This is a genomic window from Streptomyces sp. NPDC096046, from assembly GCF_040303285.1.
In the GTDB taxonomy this organism is placed as follows: Bacteria; Actinomycetota; Actinomycetes; order Streptomycetales; family Streptomycetaceae; genus Streptomyces.
Map to the genome: position 1 here is coordinate 1 of NZ_JBEOSZ010000019.1, position 14,873 is coordinate 14,873.

Genomic DNA, 14,873 nt, shown 5'->3' on the forward strand with positions numbered 1-14,873 from the left:
CCCTCGTACTGGGTGTACTTGGGCTTGCGCCCGGTGCGGCGAGAGTGCGTGCCGGGCGTCGCGACGGGGCGAACGTTGCCTGCTGCGGCACTAGCTACGTGCGGCTGACGCCCTTCACTCCAGATAGCCCCTCAGTTGGTCCGCGAAGGCGTGGTCCCGCAGCTTGTTGAGGGTCTTGGACTCGATCTGCCGTATCCGCTCGCGGGTCACGCCGAAGATGCGGCCGATCTCCTCCAGGGTGCGCGGGCGGCCGTCGGCGAGGCCGTAGCGGAGCTGGACGACCTTGCGCTCCCGCTCCCCCAGGGTCGACAGGACCGCTTCCAGGTGCTCCCTGAGCAGAAGGAACGCGGCCGACTCGACAGGGCTCGCGGCATCGCCGTCCTCGATGAGGTCGCCGAGCGCGACGTCGTCCTCCTCGCCGACGGGCGCGTGCAGCGACACCGGTTCCTGGGCCAGGCGCAGGACTTCGCCGACCCGCTCCGGCGCCAGGTCCAGGTGGGCGGCGACCTCCTCGGGCGTCGGCTCGTAGCCCCGCTCCTGGAGCATGCGGCGCTGGACGCGGACGACCCGGTTGATGAGCTCCACGACGTGGACGGGGACCCGTATCGTGCGGGCCTGGTCGGCCAGGGCGCGGGACATGGCCTGCCGGATCCACCAGGTCGCGTACGTGGAGAACTTGTAGCCGCGGGCGTAGTCGAACTTCTCCACGGCCCGGATCAGGCCGAGGTTGCCCTCCTGGACGAGGTCGAGCATGGTCAGGCCGCGGCCGATGTAGCGCTTGGCGACGGAGACGACGAGCCGCAGGTTCGCCTCGATCAGACGGCGCTTGGCCATGCGGCCCATCACGACGAGCCGGTCCAGGTCGAGGGCGAGCTGACTGTCCAGGTCCGGGGTGAGCCGCAGCTTCTCCTCCGCGAACAGGCCGGCCTCGACGCGGCGGGCGAGTTCGACCTCCTCGGCGGCGGTGAGCAGGGGGATGCGGCCGATCTCCCGCAGGTACTGGCGGAACAGGTCCGAGGAGGGGCCGCCGGTCTCCGTGCGCACCGGCGGGGGTTCGACGGCTTCGGAGGGCTCTGCCGTCTCGACGGCCTCGGCGGGCGGCTCCTGCGGCTCCGGTTCCGACTCGGGGTGGTGCGCGGCGCGGCTCTGCCCCGGAACCGCGGACAGGACGTCGGGATCCGTGTCCGGGGCGGTGCCGTCGGCGCCGGGGGCGGCACCGACGTCGGTCTGGGTGAGGGTCTGGGTCTGCACGGGGGCGACCTCCAGGATGATCGCTGCCAAGGAGGACGGCAGCGGTACTTCGGGGGCGGAGTCGACGGCCTCGCCGCTTTCCGTCCCGTACGCGATGAGCGGAACCGCGGGGGTCTTCGACCCGTCGGTGACGGGCAGGCCGCGCTCCGAGGACTCAGGCACCGGAACCCAGTGTGGGGTAAGACACATCACCGCCACGAGGGGCGTGCGATGACTTTTTGCTTCCGGTCCGTGACCGCGCGGTGACCTCAGAGCGCGGCGGCGCCGTGTTCCCGGAGGGTTTGGTCGTACTGCTGGAGGACCCAGAGTTCGTTCTGTACGGCGGCGAGCTGGGCCGGGTCGCCGTGGGCGCCGAGGCGGGTGAGCCGGCCCGTGATGTCGCGGATGCGGCGCTCGACGGCCCGGCGGCGGACGGTCACCAACTGGGCGCCCGCGTACACCTCGTCGACTCCCTTCACGCCCTTGTGCAGCATGATCGCCTCGACGGCCAGCTCGGTCACCATCGCGCGGACCGTGTCGTCCGGGGCGGCCTCGCGGACCTTGACCAGGTAGTCCTGGGGGTCGGCGACGCCCAGTTCGGCGCCGCCCGCGTCCTGGATGGCCTGGCGGACAGCGGCGTAGGGCGGGGCGGTGAACTCGTCCACGCCGTACGCGTCGAAGGCCGGGGAGACCAACTCGGGGCGCTGGAGGGCGAGTTTGAGGAGTTCCCGCTCGGTGGCGAAGACCGGGTTGCGCAGGTTCAGGGCCGGGCCGCGCGAGCGGGCCGGCTGGGACGGGCCGGCGTACCGCTGCTCCTGGTGGGGCCGCTCCGGGGCCGGGCCCTTGCCGCCGCGGTCGCGGGCCCAGCGAGCCAGCTGGGCGACGCGCTTGACCACGAACTGGGTGTCGAGGATGCCGAGCATGCCGGCGAGCTGGACGGCGACCTCGTGCTGGGCGCCGCTGTTCTTGATGCGGGCGACGATCGGGGCGGCCTCGTCCAGCGCGGCCGCGCGGCCCGCCGGGGTGTCGAGATCGTAACGGCCGACGATCTGGCGCAGGGCGAACTCGAAGAGCGGGGTGCGGGGTTCGACGAGGTCGGCGACGGCCTCGTCACCCTTGGCGAGGCGCAGGTCGCAGGGGTCCATGCCGTCCGGGGCGATGGCGATGTACGTCTCGGCGGCGAACTTCTGGTCGTCCTCGAAGGCGCGCAGGGCCGCCTTCTGGCCGGCGGCGTCGCCGTCGAAGGTGAAGATGACGCGGGCCGAGCCGTTGTCCATGAGGAGGCGGCGGAGGATCTTGATGTGGTCGCCGCCGAACGCCGTGCCACAGGTGGCGATGGCCGTCGTGACGCCGGCGAGGTGGCAGGCCATGACGTCCGTGTAGCCCTCGACGACGACCGCGCGGGACGCCTTGGCGATGTCCTTCTTCGCCAGGTCGATGCCGTAGAGGACCTGGGACTTCCGGTAGATCGCCGTGTCGGGCGTGTTGAGGTACTTGGGGCCGTTGTCCGCCTCGTAGAGCTTGCGGGCGCCGAACCCGACGACGTCGCCGCCGATGTCGCGGATGGGCCACATCAGGCGGCCCCGGAAGCGGTCGATGGGACCGCGGCGGCCCTCCTGGGAGAGGCCGGAGAGGATCAGCTCCTTGTCGGTGAAGCCCTTGCCGCGCAGGTAGCGGGTGAGGTGGTCCCAGCCCTGGGGGCTGTAGCCGACGGAGAAGTGCTGGGCGGCGGCCTGGTCGAAGCCGCGCTCGGCGAGGAACTGGCGGCCGGTGTCGGCCTCCGGACCGGTCGCGAGCTGTTCCATGTACCAGTCGGCGGCGATCTTGTGCGCCTCGACCAGGCGGATCCGCTCGCCGCGCTGGTGGGAGGGGTTGTAGCCACCCTCCTCGTAGCGCAGGGTGATGCCCGCCTGGCCGGCCAGGCGCTCGACCGCCTCCGAGAAGGTGAGGTGGTCGATCTTCATCACGAACGTGATGGTGTCGCCGCCCTCCTGGCAGCCGAAGCAGTGGAAGAACCCCTTGCTCGGGCTGACCTGGAAGGAGGGCGACTTCTCGTCGTGGAACGGGCACAGACCCTTCAGGTTGCCGCCGCCCGCGTTGCGCAGCTGGAGGTACTCGGACACCACGGCGTCGATCGGGACCGCGTCCCGTACCGCCTTCACGTCCTCGTCGTTGATCCGTCCTGCCACGCGGTGATTCTACGGGGCCGGACTGACACTCCTGGGGCGAGATGGCTCTGCGAGAGGGCTCGCGGCCTCGGGTCCGGGGGCGCCCCCGGGAAACGCGGCGCGGGGGCGCGCACCGGCACTCCCGACGGTTACGGGGCGAGGCCGTCCAGCGGCACGTGCGGATCGGCGAGCGCCTCGGTGTCGACCCGGGATGCCGAACGGATCAGGCGCTGGATCTTGTCTGTGACGTCCCACACGTTCACGTTCATCCCGGCCAGCACCCGGCCTTCCCTCACCCAGAACGCGATGAACCGGCGCTTGCCGGCGTCCCCGCGGATCACCACCTGGTCGTAGCTGCCCGCGGGCGCCCAGCCTGAGTACTCCATGCCCAGGTCGTACTGGTCGGAGAAGAAGTAGGGCACCCGGTCGTACGTCACGTCCTGGTCCAGCATGGCGCGGGCGGCGGCCGGGCCGCCGTTGAGCGCGTTGGCCCAGTGCTCCACCCGCAGCCCGGCCCCGAAGAGGGCGTGGTGGAAGGAGGCCACGTCGCCGGCCGCGTAGATGTCGGGGTCGGCGGTGCGCAGCCGCTCGTCGACCACCACGCCACCGCCCCGCGCCCGGTCGGCGATCTCCAGCCCGGCCGCCTCCGCGAGAGCGACCCGCGGGGCGGCGCCGATCGCGGCCAGCACGTCGTGCGCCGGGTGCTCCTCGCCGTCGTCGGTGCGGGCCGCGAGGACCATGCCGTCCTGGCCGACGATCTCCGTCAGCCGCCTGCCGAAGTGGAACCGCACGCCGTGCTCACGGTGCAGCTCGGCGAAGAGCTGGCCGAGTTCCGGGCCCAGCACGCCGTGCAGCGGGGTCGGCCCGTGTTCGACGACCGTGACCTCCGCGCCGTACTCGCGGGCCGCCGCCGCGACCTCCAGGCCGATCCAGCCGGCGCCGGCGATGACGAGGTGGCCGTTGTCCCGGCCGAGGTTGGTCAGGACGTGCTTGAGGCGCTCGGCGTGGGCGAGGCGGCGCAGGTGGTGCACGCCCGCCAGGTCCGTGCCCGGGACGTCGAGGCGGCGGGGTTCGGCGCCGGTGGCCAGGAGCAGCTTGTCGTAGCGGACGACGGTGCCGTCCTCGCCGAAGCGGACCGTCTTCGCCGTCCGGTCGATCGCGTCGACGGTCTGGCCGAGATGCAGCTCGATGTCGTGGGCCGCGTACCAGGCGGGCTCGTGCACGAAGACGCTGTCGCGTTCCTCCTTGCCGAGGAGGTAGCCCTTGGACAGGGGCGGGCGCTCGTAGGGGTGGTCGCGTTCGTCGCAGATCAATATCACGCGGCCGGTGAAGCCCTCCGCGCGGAGCGTCTCGGCCGCCTTGGCGCCCGCCAGTCCGCCTCCGACGATGACGAATGTCTGATCCGCGTCGACCACGTGATGCCTCCTACGGGGGTCCGGGGGTGTCTCCCCGGAGAACACAGCGGGTGTCGCCACTTGCGAGCGTCCCGCACACAGCGTGATGCGGGAAGAGGGAGTGACCCGATCAGGCCACGCAGGGTCACATTCGGGGGTGCGCGCGTCCCACTCGTCGCGTCAGTCTCGTCCCCGACCGGTCAGACGGGCGTGCAGCGAACGGGCGGAGGGGTCGGTGAGGGAGGCGATCTGGTCGACGATCACCCGCTTGCGCGCCCTGTCGTCGGCCGCCCGGCCGAACAGGGAGCGGAACTGCGGGTCCAGGCCGTCCGGGGCGCGGACGGTGAGCGCCTCGGCCAGTTCGGCGACGATGATCCGCTGGTCGGCGCGCAGCCGCTCCTGCTCGGCGCGCTGCATGACGTAGAGGTCGGCGACGGCCTTGAGGACGGCGCACTCCATGCGGGTCTCGCGCGGGACGACCAGCTCGGCGGCGTACCGGGTGAGCCGTCCGGCGCCGTACGCGGAGCGGGTCGCGGTCTCGGCGGCGAGGCAGAAGCGGCCGATGAGCTGGCTGGTGGCGTCCTTGAGGCGGGCCTGGGCGGCGGCGGTGCCGTCGTAGCCGTGCGGCCACCACTCCTGGGCGAGGAGCCGGTCCAGGGCCTCGGCGAGTTCCGCGGGTTCGGTGTCGGCGGGGACGTACCGGCCACGGGCGACCTGGAAGACGTCGCGGCGTTCGGGGTCGGCGTGCAGGCAGTTCGGGTCGACGTGGCCGGCGTGCAGGCCGTCCTCCACGTCGTGCACCGAGTAGGCCACGTCGTCGGACCAGTCCATGACCTGCGCCTCGAAGCAGGTGCGGGTGCCGGGGGCGTCCTTGCGGAGCCAGTCGAAGACCGGGCGGTCGTCCTCGTAGACGCCGAACTTGTTCGAGGCCGGGTCGGTGGGGTGGGCGCCGCGGGGCCAGGGGTACTTGGTGGCGGCGTCGAGGGTGGCGCGGGTGAGGTTGAGGCCGACGGAGCCCTCCGGGGTGAACCGTTTGGGCTCGATGCGGGTGAGGAGTCGGAGTGACTGGGCGTTGCCCTCGAAGCCGCCGCAGTCGGCCGCGAACTCGTTGAGGGCCTGTTCGCCGTTGTGGCCGAAGGGCGGGTGGCCCAGGTCGTGCGAGAGGCAGGCGGCTTCCACGAGGTCGGGGTCGCAGCCGAGGGCCGCGCCCAGCTCACGGCCGACCTGGGCGCATTCGAGGGAGTGGGTGAGGCGGGTGCGGGGGCTGGCGTCCCAGGCGGGGCCCAGGGTGCCGGGCGTCACCACTTGGGTCTTGCCGGCCAGTCTTCTCAGGGCGGCGCTGTGCAGGACCCTGGCCCGGTCGCGCTGAAAGGCCGTGCGGCCGGGGCGTTTGTCGGGTTCCGGGGCCCAGCGGTCGACTGACGTCGGGTCGTAGGCCATGGGGTTGGTCGCGGTGCCTGCCATGTGTCGACAGTACGGGCATGGGTGTGCCGCACGCCTGAGTGTTCGCCTGGTCCGGTGGTGTGGCGGGTGCGGGCCGGCCGTGGCTGGTCGCGCGGTCCCCCGCGCCCCTGGGGACGTGCGCCGCCCCGCGTTCTACGCCGAGGCCAATGCGGGTGCAGCGGTCGCGGCCGTCAGAGCCTCGTCGTAGCGGTGGAGGAGGAGTTCGGCCATCGCCGGGTGCGTGCCGAGGGGGGCCGCGGCCAGCCACGGGGCCTTCTGGGCGCACTCCGTGGCGAAGCGGCCGGGGGCCGTGAAGTAGGACGCCAGGGCGATGTGGCGGCGGCCCCGGGCGAGGAGGGTGCGGACGGCCGTTTCGACGGTCGGGGTGGCCGCCGAGGCGTAGGCCGGGATGACGGGGACGCCGAGGCGGGCCGCCAGGAGGTGGGCCGTGCGGGCGGTGTCCGTCCTCGCGTGCGGGTCGCGGGAGCCCGCCGCGGCGAGGACCACCGCGCTGGTGCGGCGGGGCGTCCTGCCCCAGCCGGCCTCCGTCAGACGGGCCTGGAGCGCGTCGACCAGCAGGGTGTGGGGGCCCAGGGGCGCTGCCAGGCGGGTGCGGGCCGGGGAGGCCGCGGCCATCTCGGGGATGTCCTGCTTGACGTGGTAGCCGCGGCTGAGGAGGAGGGGGACGAGGACCGCCTCCCTGTCGCCGAGGGCGGCAAGCGTGTCGGGGAGCAGAGGGGCGTTGAGTTCGATGTGGCCCAGGTGCACCGGCACGTCGGGGCGCAGGGCCCGGACGCGGTCGAGTAGCGCGCTCACGGTGCTCAGCGCGCGGGGGTCGCGGCTGCCGTGGGCCACGACCACGAGGGCGGGCGGGGCCGGGCGGCGCGTGGCGGGCGGCGGGACGAGGCCGAGCTGACGGGGCATGCACCGATGGTCGCGGCGCCACGTTGCCTTCCCGTTGCGTGGGCGTCACGGGTGTTTTCCGGCGGTTCACGATGTGGGGCGGGGGGTGTGTGAGGTGGTTTCACCTGCGGTTTCCGTGAATCGAGTGAACCTGGTCACGCGGGTGCGGATGAACCGGGCGGCCCGTGCGGGCGTCCCTGACTGTCGAGGGGCCGACCTGGGGAGGGACCGTCCGATGCGTCATATGACGTTCCGCGGACCGCGGCTGCCGCGTTCCCGGCGGGGGCAGCGGAGGCTGGTGCAGGCCGTGATGGCCGGGTGCGTGCTCGCGCTGCTTCCGGCGACGTGGATGTACACCGCGGCGGGTGACCGGCTGCGTACGGCGGCGGATGTGCCGCGCACCGATGTGGCCGTGGTGTTCGGTGCCGGGCTGTGGGACGGGGAGCCCTCGCCGTATCTCGCGCACCGGCTGGACGCGGCGGCGAGGCTGTACCGGGAGGGGCGGGTCGAGGTGGTGCTCGTCACCGGGGACAACAGCCGTGCGGACTATGACGAGCCGGACGCGATGCGCGGGTACCTGACGCGGCACGGGGTGCCCGACGGGCGGATCGTCAGCGACTACGCGGGGTTCGACACCTGGGACTCCTGCGTGCGCGCGAAGAAGATTTTCGGAGTGGACGAGGCGGTGCTGATCAGCCAGGGCTTCCACATCCGGCGTGCGGTGGCGCTGTGCGAGGCGGCGGGGGTCACCTCGTACGGGGTCGGGGTGGACGCCGTGCACGACGCGACCTGGTATTACGGGGGCGCCCGGGAGGTCCTCGCCGCCGGGAAGGCCGCTCTGGACGCGGTGTTCCGGCCGGATCCCCGGTTCCTCGGTCCCCGGGAGCCGGGGGTGGAGAGGGCCTTGGCGACAGCCCAAGACCCTCTCCGTTGACCGGGCCGGCGTCAGCGTCCGTGGAAGCGCGGGGGGCGTTTGTCCAGGAACGCCGTCATTCCCTCCTTCTGGTCGTCGGTGGCGAACAGGGCGTGGAAGACGCGGCGTTCGAAGCGGACACCGTCGCGCAGGCCGGTTTCGAGGGCCCGGTCGACACATTCTCGGGCCGCCCTGACCGCCGCGCCGCCGTAGGAGGCGATCGTCGCCGCCGCTTCGAGTGCCTCGGGCAGGACCCGGTCGTCCGGGACCACGCGGGAGACGAGACCGCAGCGTCCAGCCTCCCGCGCGTCCATGGTGCGGCCGGTGAGGACCAGGTCCATCGCCTTCGCCCGGCCGACGAGCCGGGTCAGCCGCTGGGTGCCGCCGATCCCGGGGATCACGCCCAGTTTGATCTCGGGCTGCCCGAAGACGGCCGACTCCCCCGCGACGATCAGATCGCACATCATCGCCAGCTCGCAACCGCCGCCCAGTGCATGACCGTTGACGGCGGCGATCTTCGGGGTGCGGAGGTCCGCGAACTCCTCCCAGGCGGCGAAGTAGTCCTCGGCCGCCATGTCGACGGCCGACTTTCCGGCCATCTCCTTGATGTCGGCGCCCGCCGCGAAGACGGTGTCCGAGCCGGTGACGACGAAACAGCCGACTTCGGGGTCCGCGTCCAACGGGCGTGCGAGGTCGAGGAGTTCGGACAGCAGCTCGGAGTTGAGCGCGTTGCGTACGTGCGGGCGGTGCAGACGTACGGTCACCACCCGGCCGTCGCGCTCCAGCTTCAGGTTGTTCATCGGCCTATCCCTTCTACGAGTCCCAGATCGCGCCGTACGCCGGGATGCCCCGACGTTCCAGGCCGTGGACGACCTGCCAGGTCAGCTTCTTGTTGGAGATGCAGATGACCGCTTCGGCGCCGAAGTCCCGGTGGGCCTCGTGGGCGAGGCGCACCATGTCGGGTTTGCCGTGCCGGGAGGTGTCCCAGATCAGGGCGTCCGGCTGGACGGCGAGGATCTCGTCGACCAGGGCGTCGCCGTAGGTCGCGCGCGGGTCGCGGGTCGCCCAGACCAGCCGGGAGGGCACCTGCGCGGCGAGCAGATGGGGCAGGCAGGGGCCGATGCCGCTGCCGGTGGCGACGTAGACCACCTTCGTGAAGAGGACCTCGATGTTGGCGACGCCGGCCGTGGTGATGCCCTTGACCCACACCCGCTCGGGCAGGTCGTCGATGAACGAGCCGGTCCAGTCGCCCGCCCGGGAGACCGTGAGCCGGAAGCCGGGCTCGCCGGGGGTGGGGACGTTGGCGAAGGAGTGCCATTCCCTCAGCGGGCTGCGGCTGATCGCGGTGGAGGACCCGGCGAAGGGGGTCTCGCCGTGGTCGAAGCGGGCCAGCACCACGTGGGAGGAGGGGCGTTCGAGGTGGACGTCCACCTTGCGCAGCCGCAGCCAGGGCAGGGCCACGCTGAAGGTGATCACGGCGAGCACGCCGACCTCCCAGGGGCCCGGCGACGACAGCAGTGTGTGCGCCCAGAACAGGCCCAGGGCCGTCCAGCCGCCGAAGCGGTGGATCTTCTCGAAGTGGTCGTGGTGGCGGGAGCGGAAGGGCGGCAGGGCGGTGGCGATGACGAGCGCGAGCAGGGCGATCAGCGTCCAGCCGACGGCCATGAGCGGGCCGTTCGGCGTCGTGATCGTCAGCGCCAGGAACCAGGCCGTGCCCGCCAGCGCCCCGCCGACGTGCAGTCCGCCGAAGTGGTACACCTTGCCCAGCGTCCAGCGGACCCGCAGCGGCCAGCTCGTCGGCGCCGAAGTCGCCAGCCGGAACAGCAGGTTGATGACGTACTGCTGGCGTACGACGACGGCGAGGGCGAGGTTGGCGAGGGCCGCGTGTCCGAGGGTGGGCGCGTCGAGCGGCCGGGCGGTCGCCGCGAAGGCTCCGTTGACGAGCAGGACCAGGGCCGCCAGGCGGTGGTAGTGCATCAGGCGGGGGTGCTTGAGCAGGCGGCGGGGAGCGGGCAGGAGCGGCGGGAGCGCGTCGGTGGCCGGGTGGGGCCGGGGCGGGGACGTGGTCATCGTGCCACCGCCACGCGCTCCTCGATCAGGTGCAGCAGCGCCTGTTTGTCGATCTTGCCGCGGTCGGTCTCGGGGAGGAAGGCCAGCGGCAGCACCCGCTCGGGGACGCAGTAGTAGGGCAGGGCCTCCGCGACCGCGCGGCGGGCCGCGTCCGGGTCGACGTCCGCCGGGCAGACGAAGGAGACCAGGGTGCGGGCGTCGCGTTTCAGGGTGACGGCCCGGGTGCAGCCGGCTGCCGACTCCAGGACCGTGGAGACGGAGTCGAGCTCGACGCGGAAGCCGCGCACCTTGACCTGGTCGTCGGTGCGGCCGAGGTGCTCCAGTTCGCCGCCGGGGGTCCAGCGGCCGAGGTCGCGGGTGCGGAACATGCGGCGGCCGCCGCCGAGGAACGGGTCGGGGGCGTAGCGCTCGGCGTTGAGGGCGTCGTCGCCGAGGTAGCCGGCGGAGACGCAGTCGCCGCCGGCCCACATCTCGCCCACCTCGCCGATCGGCAGGGGGCGGCGGTCGGCGTCGAGGACGTAGACCGTGTTGTTGGGGGTGGGTCGCCCGATGGTGAGCAGGGGGGCGGACGGGTCGTGGCGGCTCATCGTGTTGACGATCGTCGTCTCCGTCGGGCCGCAGCCGTTGAAGAAGGCGGCCTGCCGGGCCCACCGGTCGGCCAGCGGACGCGGGCAGGGCTCCCCCGCGACGGCGACCGTGCGCACCCGTGGGCAGGCGGCCGGGTCGAGGCCGGACAGCACGGTCGGGGTCGCGACGAGCACGTCCGCCGTGCGGGCCGCCGCGGCGAGGTCTCTGCCGCGGATGACGAGCGTGCCGCCCTGGGCGAGGCAGCCGAGGATCTCCCAGGCGGCCATGTCGAAGGCGATGTTGAGGAGCTGGGCGACGCGGTCGCCGGGCCGGACGCCGAGACCGCCCGGGGCGGTGAGCAGGAGGTTGGCGACGTTGCGGTGGGTGACCTTCACCCCGTTGGGGCGGCCGGTGGTGCCGGAGGTGAACAGCACGTAGCAGCCGTCGTCGCCGGTGACGCGGACGCGCGGGGCCGGGGCGTACGGCAGCGGCTCGTCGAGCGGGAGCAGCAGATGACCGTCGGGCAGCGGCACGCGGGGGGCGTGCTCGGCGAGCGTGAGGACGACCCGGGTGCGGGCGGTGCGGATGACGTGGGTGAGCTGGGCCGGGGGCGCGAGGCCGATGTCCTGCGGGACGTAGGCGGCGCCGGCCTTGAGGATGCCGAGCAGGCCGACCAGCATCGGGATCGAGCGGCGGACGAACAGGCCGACGTGGTCGCCGGGGCGGACGCCCTCGTGGACCAGCCGGGCGGCGAGGGCGCCGGCGTACCGGTCGAGCTCGCCGTAGGTGACCCGGGCGCCCTGGTGCTCGGCGGCCACGGCGTGCGGGCGGACCGCGGCGTGCCGGGCGACGGCGTGGTGCAGGAGCGGGTCGGGGACGGGGACGGTGGGGCCCCGGCCGTAGTGCCGGAAGAGCCGCTGGTCGTGGGGGGTCAAGTGGCGCAGAGGCATGGTCGGGTGGCCTCCTGGCTGTTTCGGGGTCGGATGGCCGCCCGCGGCGGTGCCGCGGGCGGATGCAGCCGTGAGCGGCGGGCATGCCCGGGTGTCGAAAGCGGTGCGGAGTCGTGCGAGCGCTGCGCGTAGCGAGAGCGTAGTGCGGCTGCTTCAACCCTCAACTAGGTCGGACCGGCCAAGAAAGAAACGCAATGAGCCACATGTGGCGTTTCCGGCCCCAGAGGCAACGTCCGTGCCGGTCGGCGACGACCTGAAGGAGGGCGGGTCTGTCCTTCACCAGGCGGCGGGCTCGCGCCTCACGCGGCCGGGGCGGTGGCGGGGAGGTTGCCGTCCCGGCCGCGTAACAGGGAACCGTCCCGGGCGTAACACGGCCGACGCACGCTGAACGGCATGCAGAGCACCCCGACGCCCACGCACTGCCCGTACTGCGCACTGCAGTGCGGGATGAACCTGACGCCCGCGCCGGACGGAACCGTCGAGGTGAGCGAGCGTGCGGACTTCCCGGTGAACCGGGGCGCGCTGTGCGGCAAGGGCCGTACGGCTCCGGCGGTGCTCGCCCGGAACGTCCGGCTGACCTCTCCGCTGGTCCGCGACGAGGGCGGCACGCTGGTGCCCGCCTCCTGGGACCGGGCGCTGCACCGGATCGCCGCGGAGATCGGCCGCACCCGCGCGGAGCACGGACCGGACGCGGTCGGGGTGTTCGGCGGGGGCGGGCTGACGAACGAGAAGGCGTACACGCTCGGCAAGTTCGCGCGGGTCGTGCTCGGCACGTCCCAGATCGACTACAACGGGCGTTTCTGCATGTCGTCGGCGGCGGCCGCCGGCATCAAGGCGTTCGGCCTCGACCGGGGGCTGCCCTTCCCGCTGGAGGACATCCCGAAGTCCGGCTGCGTGATCCTCGTCGGGTCGAACCTCGCGGAGACCATGCCGCCGTCGCTGCGGTTCTTCACCGAGCTGAAGGAGAACGGCGGGACGCTCATCGTGATCGACCCGCGCCGCACCAAGACCGCCGAGCAGGCGGACCTGCACCTGGCGCCCCGGCCGGGCACGGACCTGGCCCTCGCCCTGGGTCTGTTGCACCTGGTGATCGCCGAGGGGCGGGTGGACGAGGAGTACGTACGCGAGCGCACGGCCGGCTGGGAGGACGCGCGGGCGGCGGCGATGGCGCACTGGCCGGAGTACGTGGAGCGGATCACAGGGGTGTCCGTTCCCCAACTCCGCCAGACCGTACGGCTGTTCTGCGATCCGGAGTCGGCGATGGTGCTCACCGCCCGGGGGCCCGAGCAGCAGTCCAAGGGCACGGACACGGTGGGCGCGTGGATCAACCTGTGCCTGGCGACCGGCCGGGCGGGCCGCCCGCTGTCCGGGTACGGCTGCCTGACCGGGCAGGGCAACGGGCAGGGCGGGCGCGAACACGGGCAGAAGGCCGACCAGTTGCCGGGCTACCGCAAGCTCGACGACCCGGCCGCGCGGGCGCATGTCGCCGAGGTGTGGGGGGTCGACCCGGACAGCCTCCCCGGGCCGGGGCGCAGCGCGTACGAACTGCTGGACGCGCTGGGCGGCGACATCCGGTCGCTGCTGCTGATGGCGTCCAACCCGGTGGTGTCGGCGCCGCGGGCCGCGCACATCGAGGAGCGCATCAGGTCGCTGGACTTCCTGGCGGTCTGCGACGTGGTGCTGTCGGAGACGGCGGCGCTCGCGGACGTGGTCCTGCCGGTCACCCAGTGGGCCGAGGAGACGGGCACGACGACCAACCTGGAGGGCAGGGTCCTGTTGCGGCGACGGGCGATCACCCCGCCCGACGGCGTCCGCAGCGACCTGGAGGTGCTCCACGAACTGGCCGCCCGCCTGGGTGTGGAGAAGGGCTTCCCGACGGACCCGGAGGAGGTCTTCGAGGAACTGCGCCGGGCGTCGGCGGGCGGGGCGGCCGACTACTCGGGGATCACGTACCGCAGGCTGGTGGAGGAGGACGGGGTGTTCTGGCCGTGCCCGGCCGCCGCGGAGCCGGTCGACGCGGGCGACGACCCCGCCCGGGACACACCCACCGCGCACCCCGGCACACCCCGCCTCTTCCTCGACCGCTTCGCCACCCCGGACGGCCGGGCGCGGTTCGTGCCCGTCTCGCACCGGCCGATCGCCGAGGAACCGGACGACGAGTACCCCGTCCTGCTCACCACCGGGCGGGTCGTGGCGCAGTACCAGTCCGGGGCGCAGACCCGGCGCGTGGCGGAGCTGAACGCCGCCGCGCCGGGGCCGTTCGTGGAGCTGCACCCGAGGCTGGCGGCGCGACTGGGGGCGGCCGAGGGGGATCCGGTCGCCGTCGTGTCGCGGCGGGGCCGGGCCGTGGCGCCCGCCAGGATCACGAACGCCATCCGGCCCGACACCGTCTTCATGCCCTTCCACTGGCCGGGTGAGGGCCGCGCCAACACCCTCACCAACCCCGCACTCGACCCGACGTCCCGGATGCCGGAGTTCAAGGCGTGCGCGGTGCGGCTGGAGGCCGTCGAGAGGTAGGAGTCGGCAGAGGTCGGCAGACGTCGGCAGGGGCCGGCAGGGGTCGGCTCACCGCGACCGCCTCCCAGGCCGCCGCCACCGGGTGCCGTCCTCGTCGACGGCGACGTCCCGGGCCTTCGTCTCCCGGGCGGACACCCGGCCCGGGACATGGCAGGTCCTTGACCCGCCGTGCAGGGGGGCGGGGGCGCGAGGGTGCAGAATCGTTCCTGTGACCCTGCCCTTCTTCGTCTACGGCACCCTCCGTCCGGGGGAGGTCAATCACGACCTCCTGCTGCGCGGCCGCACCCGCTCCGAGGAACCGGCCCGGCTCGCGGACGCGGTGCTCTACCAGGGGCCGGGCTATCCGTACGCGGTCGAGGAACCGGGCGGCGGCCCGGTCGGCGGGGAGCTGGTCACCGCCCTGCCGGAGGCGTACGAGGGGCTGCTCGCCGAGCTGGACCGGCTGGAGGAGTACGTGCCGGGTGATCCGCGCAGTCTGTACGTGCGCGTCGAGCGGAAGGCCGTACGGGAGGCCGACGGAGTGGCCGTCCGGGCCTGGGTGTACGTGGCCGCGCCCGCCGTCGCCACGCGGCTGCGGGCCCGTGGGCGGACGATCGCGAGCGGGGACTGGCGGACGCGGGTGTGAGGTGCGCGCCTTGGGAAGCGCGCGGGTGTGGAAGCGCGCGGGTGGGGAGGCGCGCGCGTTCGGGTGTGAGGGAGGCGCGAGCAGGCGGTCGGC

The 14,873-nt window shown here is 73.2% G+C and carries 11 protein-coding genes; 3 read left to right on the top strand and 8 right to left on the bottom strand.

Going from position 1 to position 14,873, the window contains the following annotated elements; translation table 11 throughout:
• Positions 1-114: 114 nt before the first annotated feature.
• The 5 genes from ABTX62_RS18325 to ABTX62_RS18345 form a co-directional block, all read right to left on the bottom strand.
• On the bottom strand, positions 115-1,413 hold the full coding sequence (locus tag ABTX62_RS18325; RefSeq protein ID WP_352117127.1) for an RNA polymerase sigma factor: 1,299 nt from the start codon (positions 1,411-1,413) through the stop codon (positions 115-117).
• Between the two features lie 86 nt (positions 1,414-1,499).
• Positions 1,500-3,419 (bottom strand): DNA primase, encoded by a 1,920-nt coding sequence (dnaG, locus tag ABTX62_RS18330; protein ID WP_352117128.1) that lies wholly within the window; start codon positions 3,417-3,419, stop codon positions 1,500-1,502.
• 128 nt (positions 3,420-3,547) lie between these two features.
• Complete coding sequence (locus ABTX62_RS18335) at positions 3,548-4,813, bottom strand: NAD(P)/FAD-dependent oxidoreductase (RefSeq protein WP_352117129.1); 1,266 nt, start codon at positions 4,811-4,813, stop codon at positions 3,548-3,550.
• Between the two features lie 159 nt (positions 4,814-4,972).
• Positions 4,973-6,256, bottom strand: coding sequence for a deoxyguanosinetriphosphate triphosphohydrolase (locus ABTX62_RS18340; protein WP_352117130.1), 1,284 nt, complete (start codon positions 6,254-6,256; stop codon positions 4,973-4,975).
• A 132-nt stretch (positions 6,257-6,388) separates the two neighbouring features.
• Positions 6,389-7,159 carry a sirohydrochlorin chelatase gene (locus tag ABTX62_RS18345; protein WP_352117131.1) on the bottom strand — a complete coding sequence of 257 codons (771 nt, stop codon included), beginning with the start codon at positions 7,157-7,159 and terminating at the stop codon, positions 6,389-6,391.
• A gap of 214 nt (positions 7,160-7,373) precedes the next feature.
• Here ABTX62_RS18345 and ABTX62_RS18350 point away from each other — a divergent pair, with 214 nt between their 5' ends.
• The gene (locus tag ABTX62_RS18350) at positions 7,374-8,072 is read left to right on the top strand and encodes a SanA/YdcF family protein (RefSeq protein ID WP_352117132.1); all 699 of its coding nucleotides are present in this window, start codon (positions 7,374-7,376) and stop codon (positions 8,070-8,072) included.
• An 11-nt stretch (positions 8,073-8,083) separates the two neighbouring features.
• On the opposite strand, the gene ABTX62_RS18355 is transcribed toward ABTX62_RS18350, so the two are convergent.
• The 3 genes from ABTX62_RS18355 to ABTX62_RS18365 are packed head-to-tail and all read right to left on the bottom strand — an operon-like array spanning position 8,084 to position 11,638.
• Positions 8,084-8,851 (bottom strand): enoyl-CoA hydratase-related protein, encoded by a 768-nt coding sequence (locus ABTX62_RS18355; RefSeq protein WP_352117133.1) that lies wholly within the window; start codon positions 8,849-8,851, stop codon positions 8,084-8,086.
• Positions 8,852-8,864: 13 nt separating this feature from the next.
• Positions 8,865-10,121, bottom strand: a complete 1,257-nt coding sequence (locus tag ABTX62_RS18360) for an FNR domain-containing protein (RefSeq protein WP_352117134.1) — start codon at positions 10,119-10,121, stop codon at positions 8,865-8,867.
• Complete coding sequence (locus ABTX62_RS18365) at positions 10,118-11,638, bottom strand: amino acid adenylation domain-containing protein (RefSeq protein WP_352117135.1); 1,521 nt, start codon at positions 11,636-11,638, stop codon at positions 10,118-10,120. The genes ABTX62_RS18360 and ABTX62_RS18365 overlap by 4 nt, the downstream gene beginning before the upstream one ends.
• 393 nt (positions 11,639-12,031) lie before the next feature.
• On the opposite strand from ABTX62_RS18365, the gene ABTX62_RS18370 reads away from it, so the two are divergent.
• Positions 12,032-14,155, top strand: coding sequence for a molybdopterin oxidoreductase family protein (locus ABTX62_RS18370; RefSeq protein ID WP_352117136.1), 2,124 nt, complete (start codon positions 12,032-12,034; stop codon positions 14,153-14,155).
• A gap of 208 nt (positions 14,156-14,363) precedes the next feature.
• Positions 14,364-14,780 (top strand): gamma-glutamylcyclotransferase family protein, encoded by a 417-nt coding sequence (locus tag ABTX62_RS18375; protein ID WP_352117137.1) that lies wholly within the window; start codon positions 14,364-14,366, stop codon positions 14,778-14,780.
• Positions 14,781-14,873 lie beyond the last annotated feature (93 nt).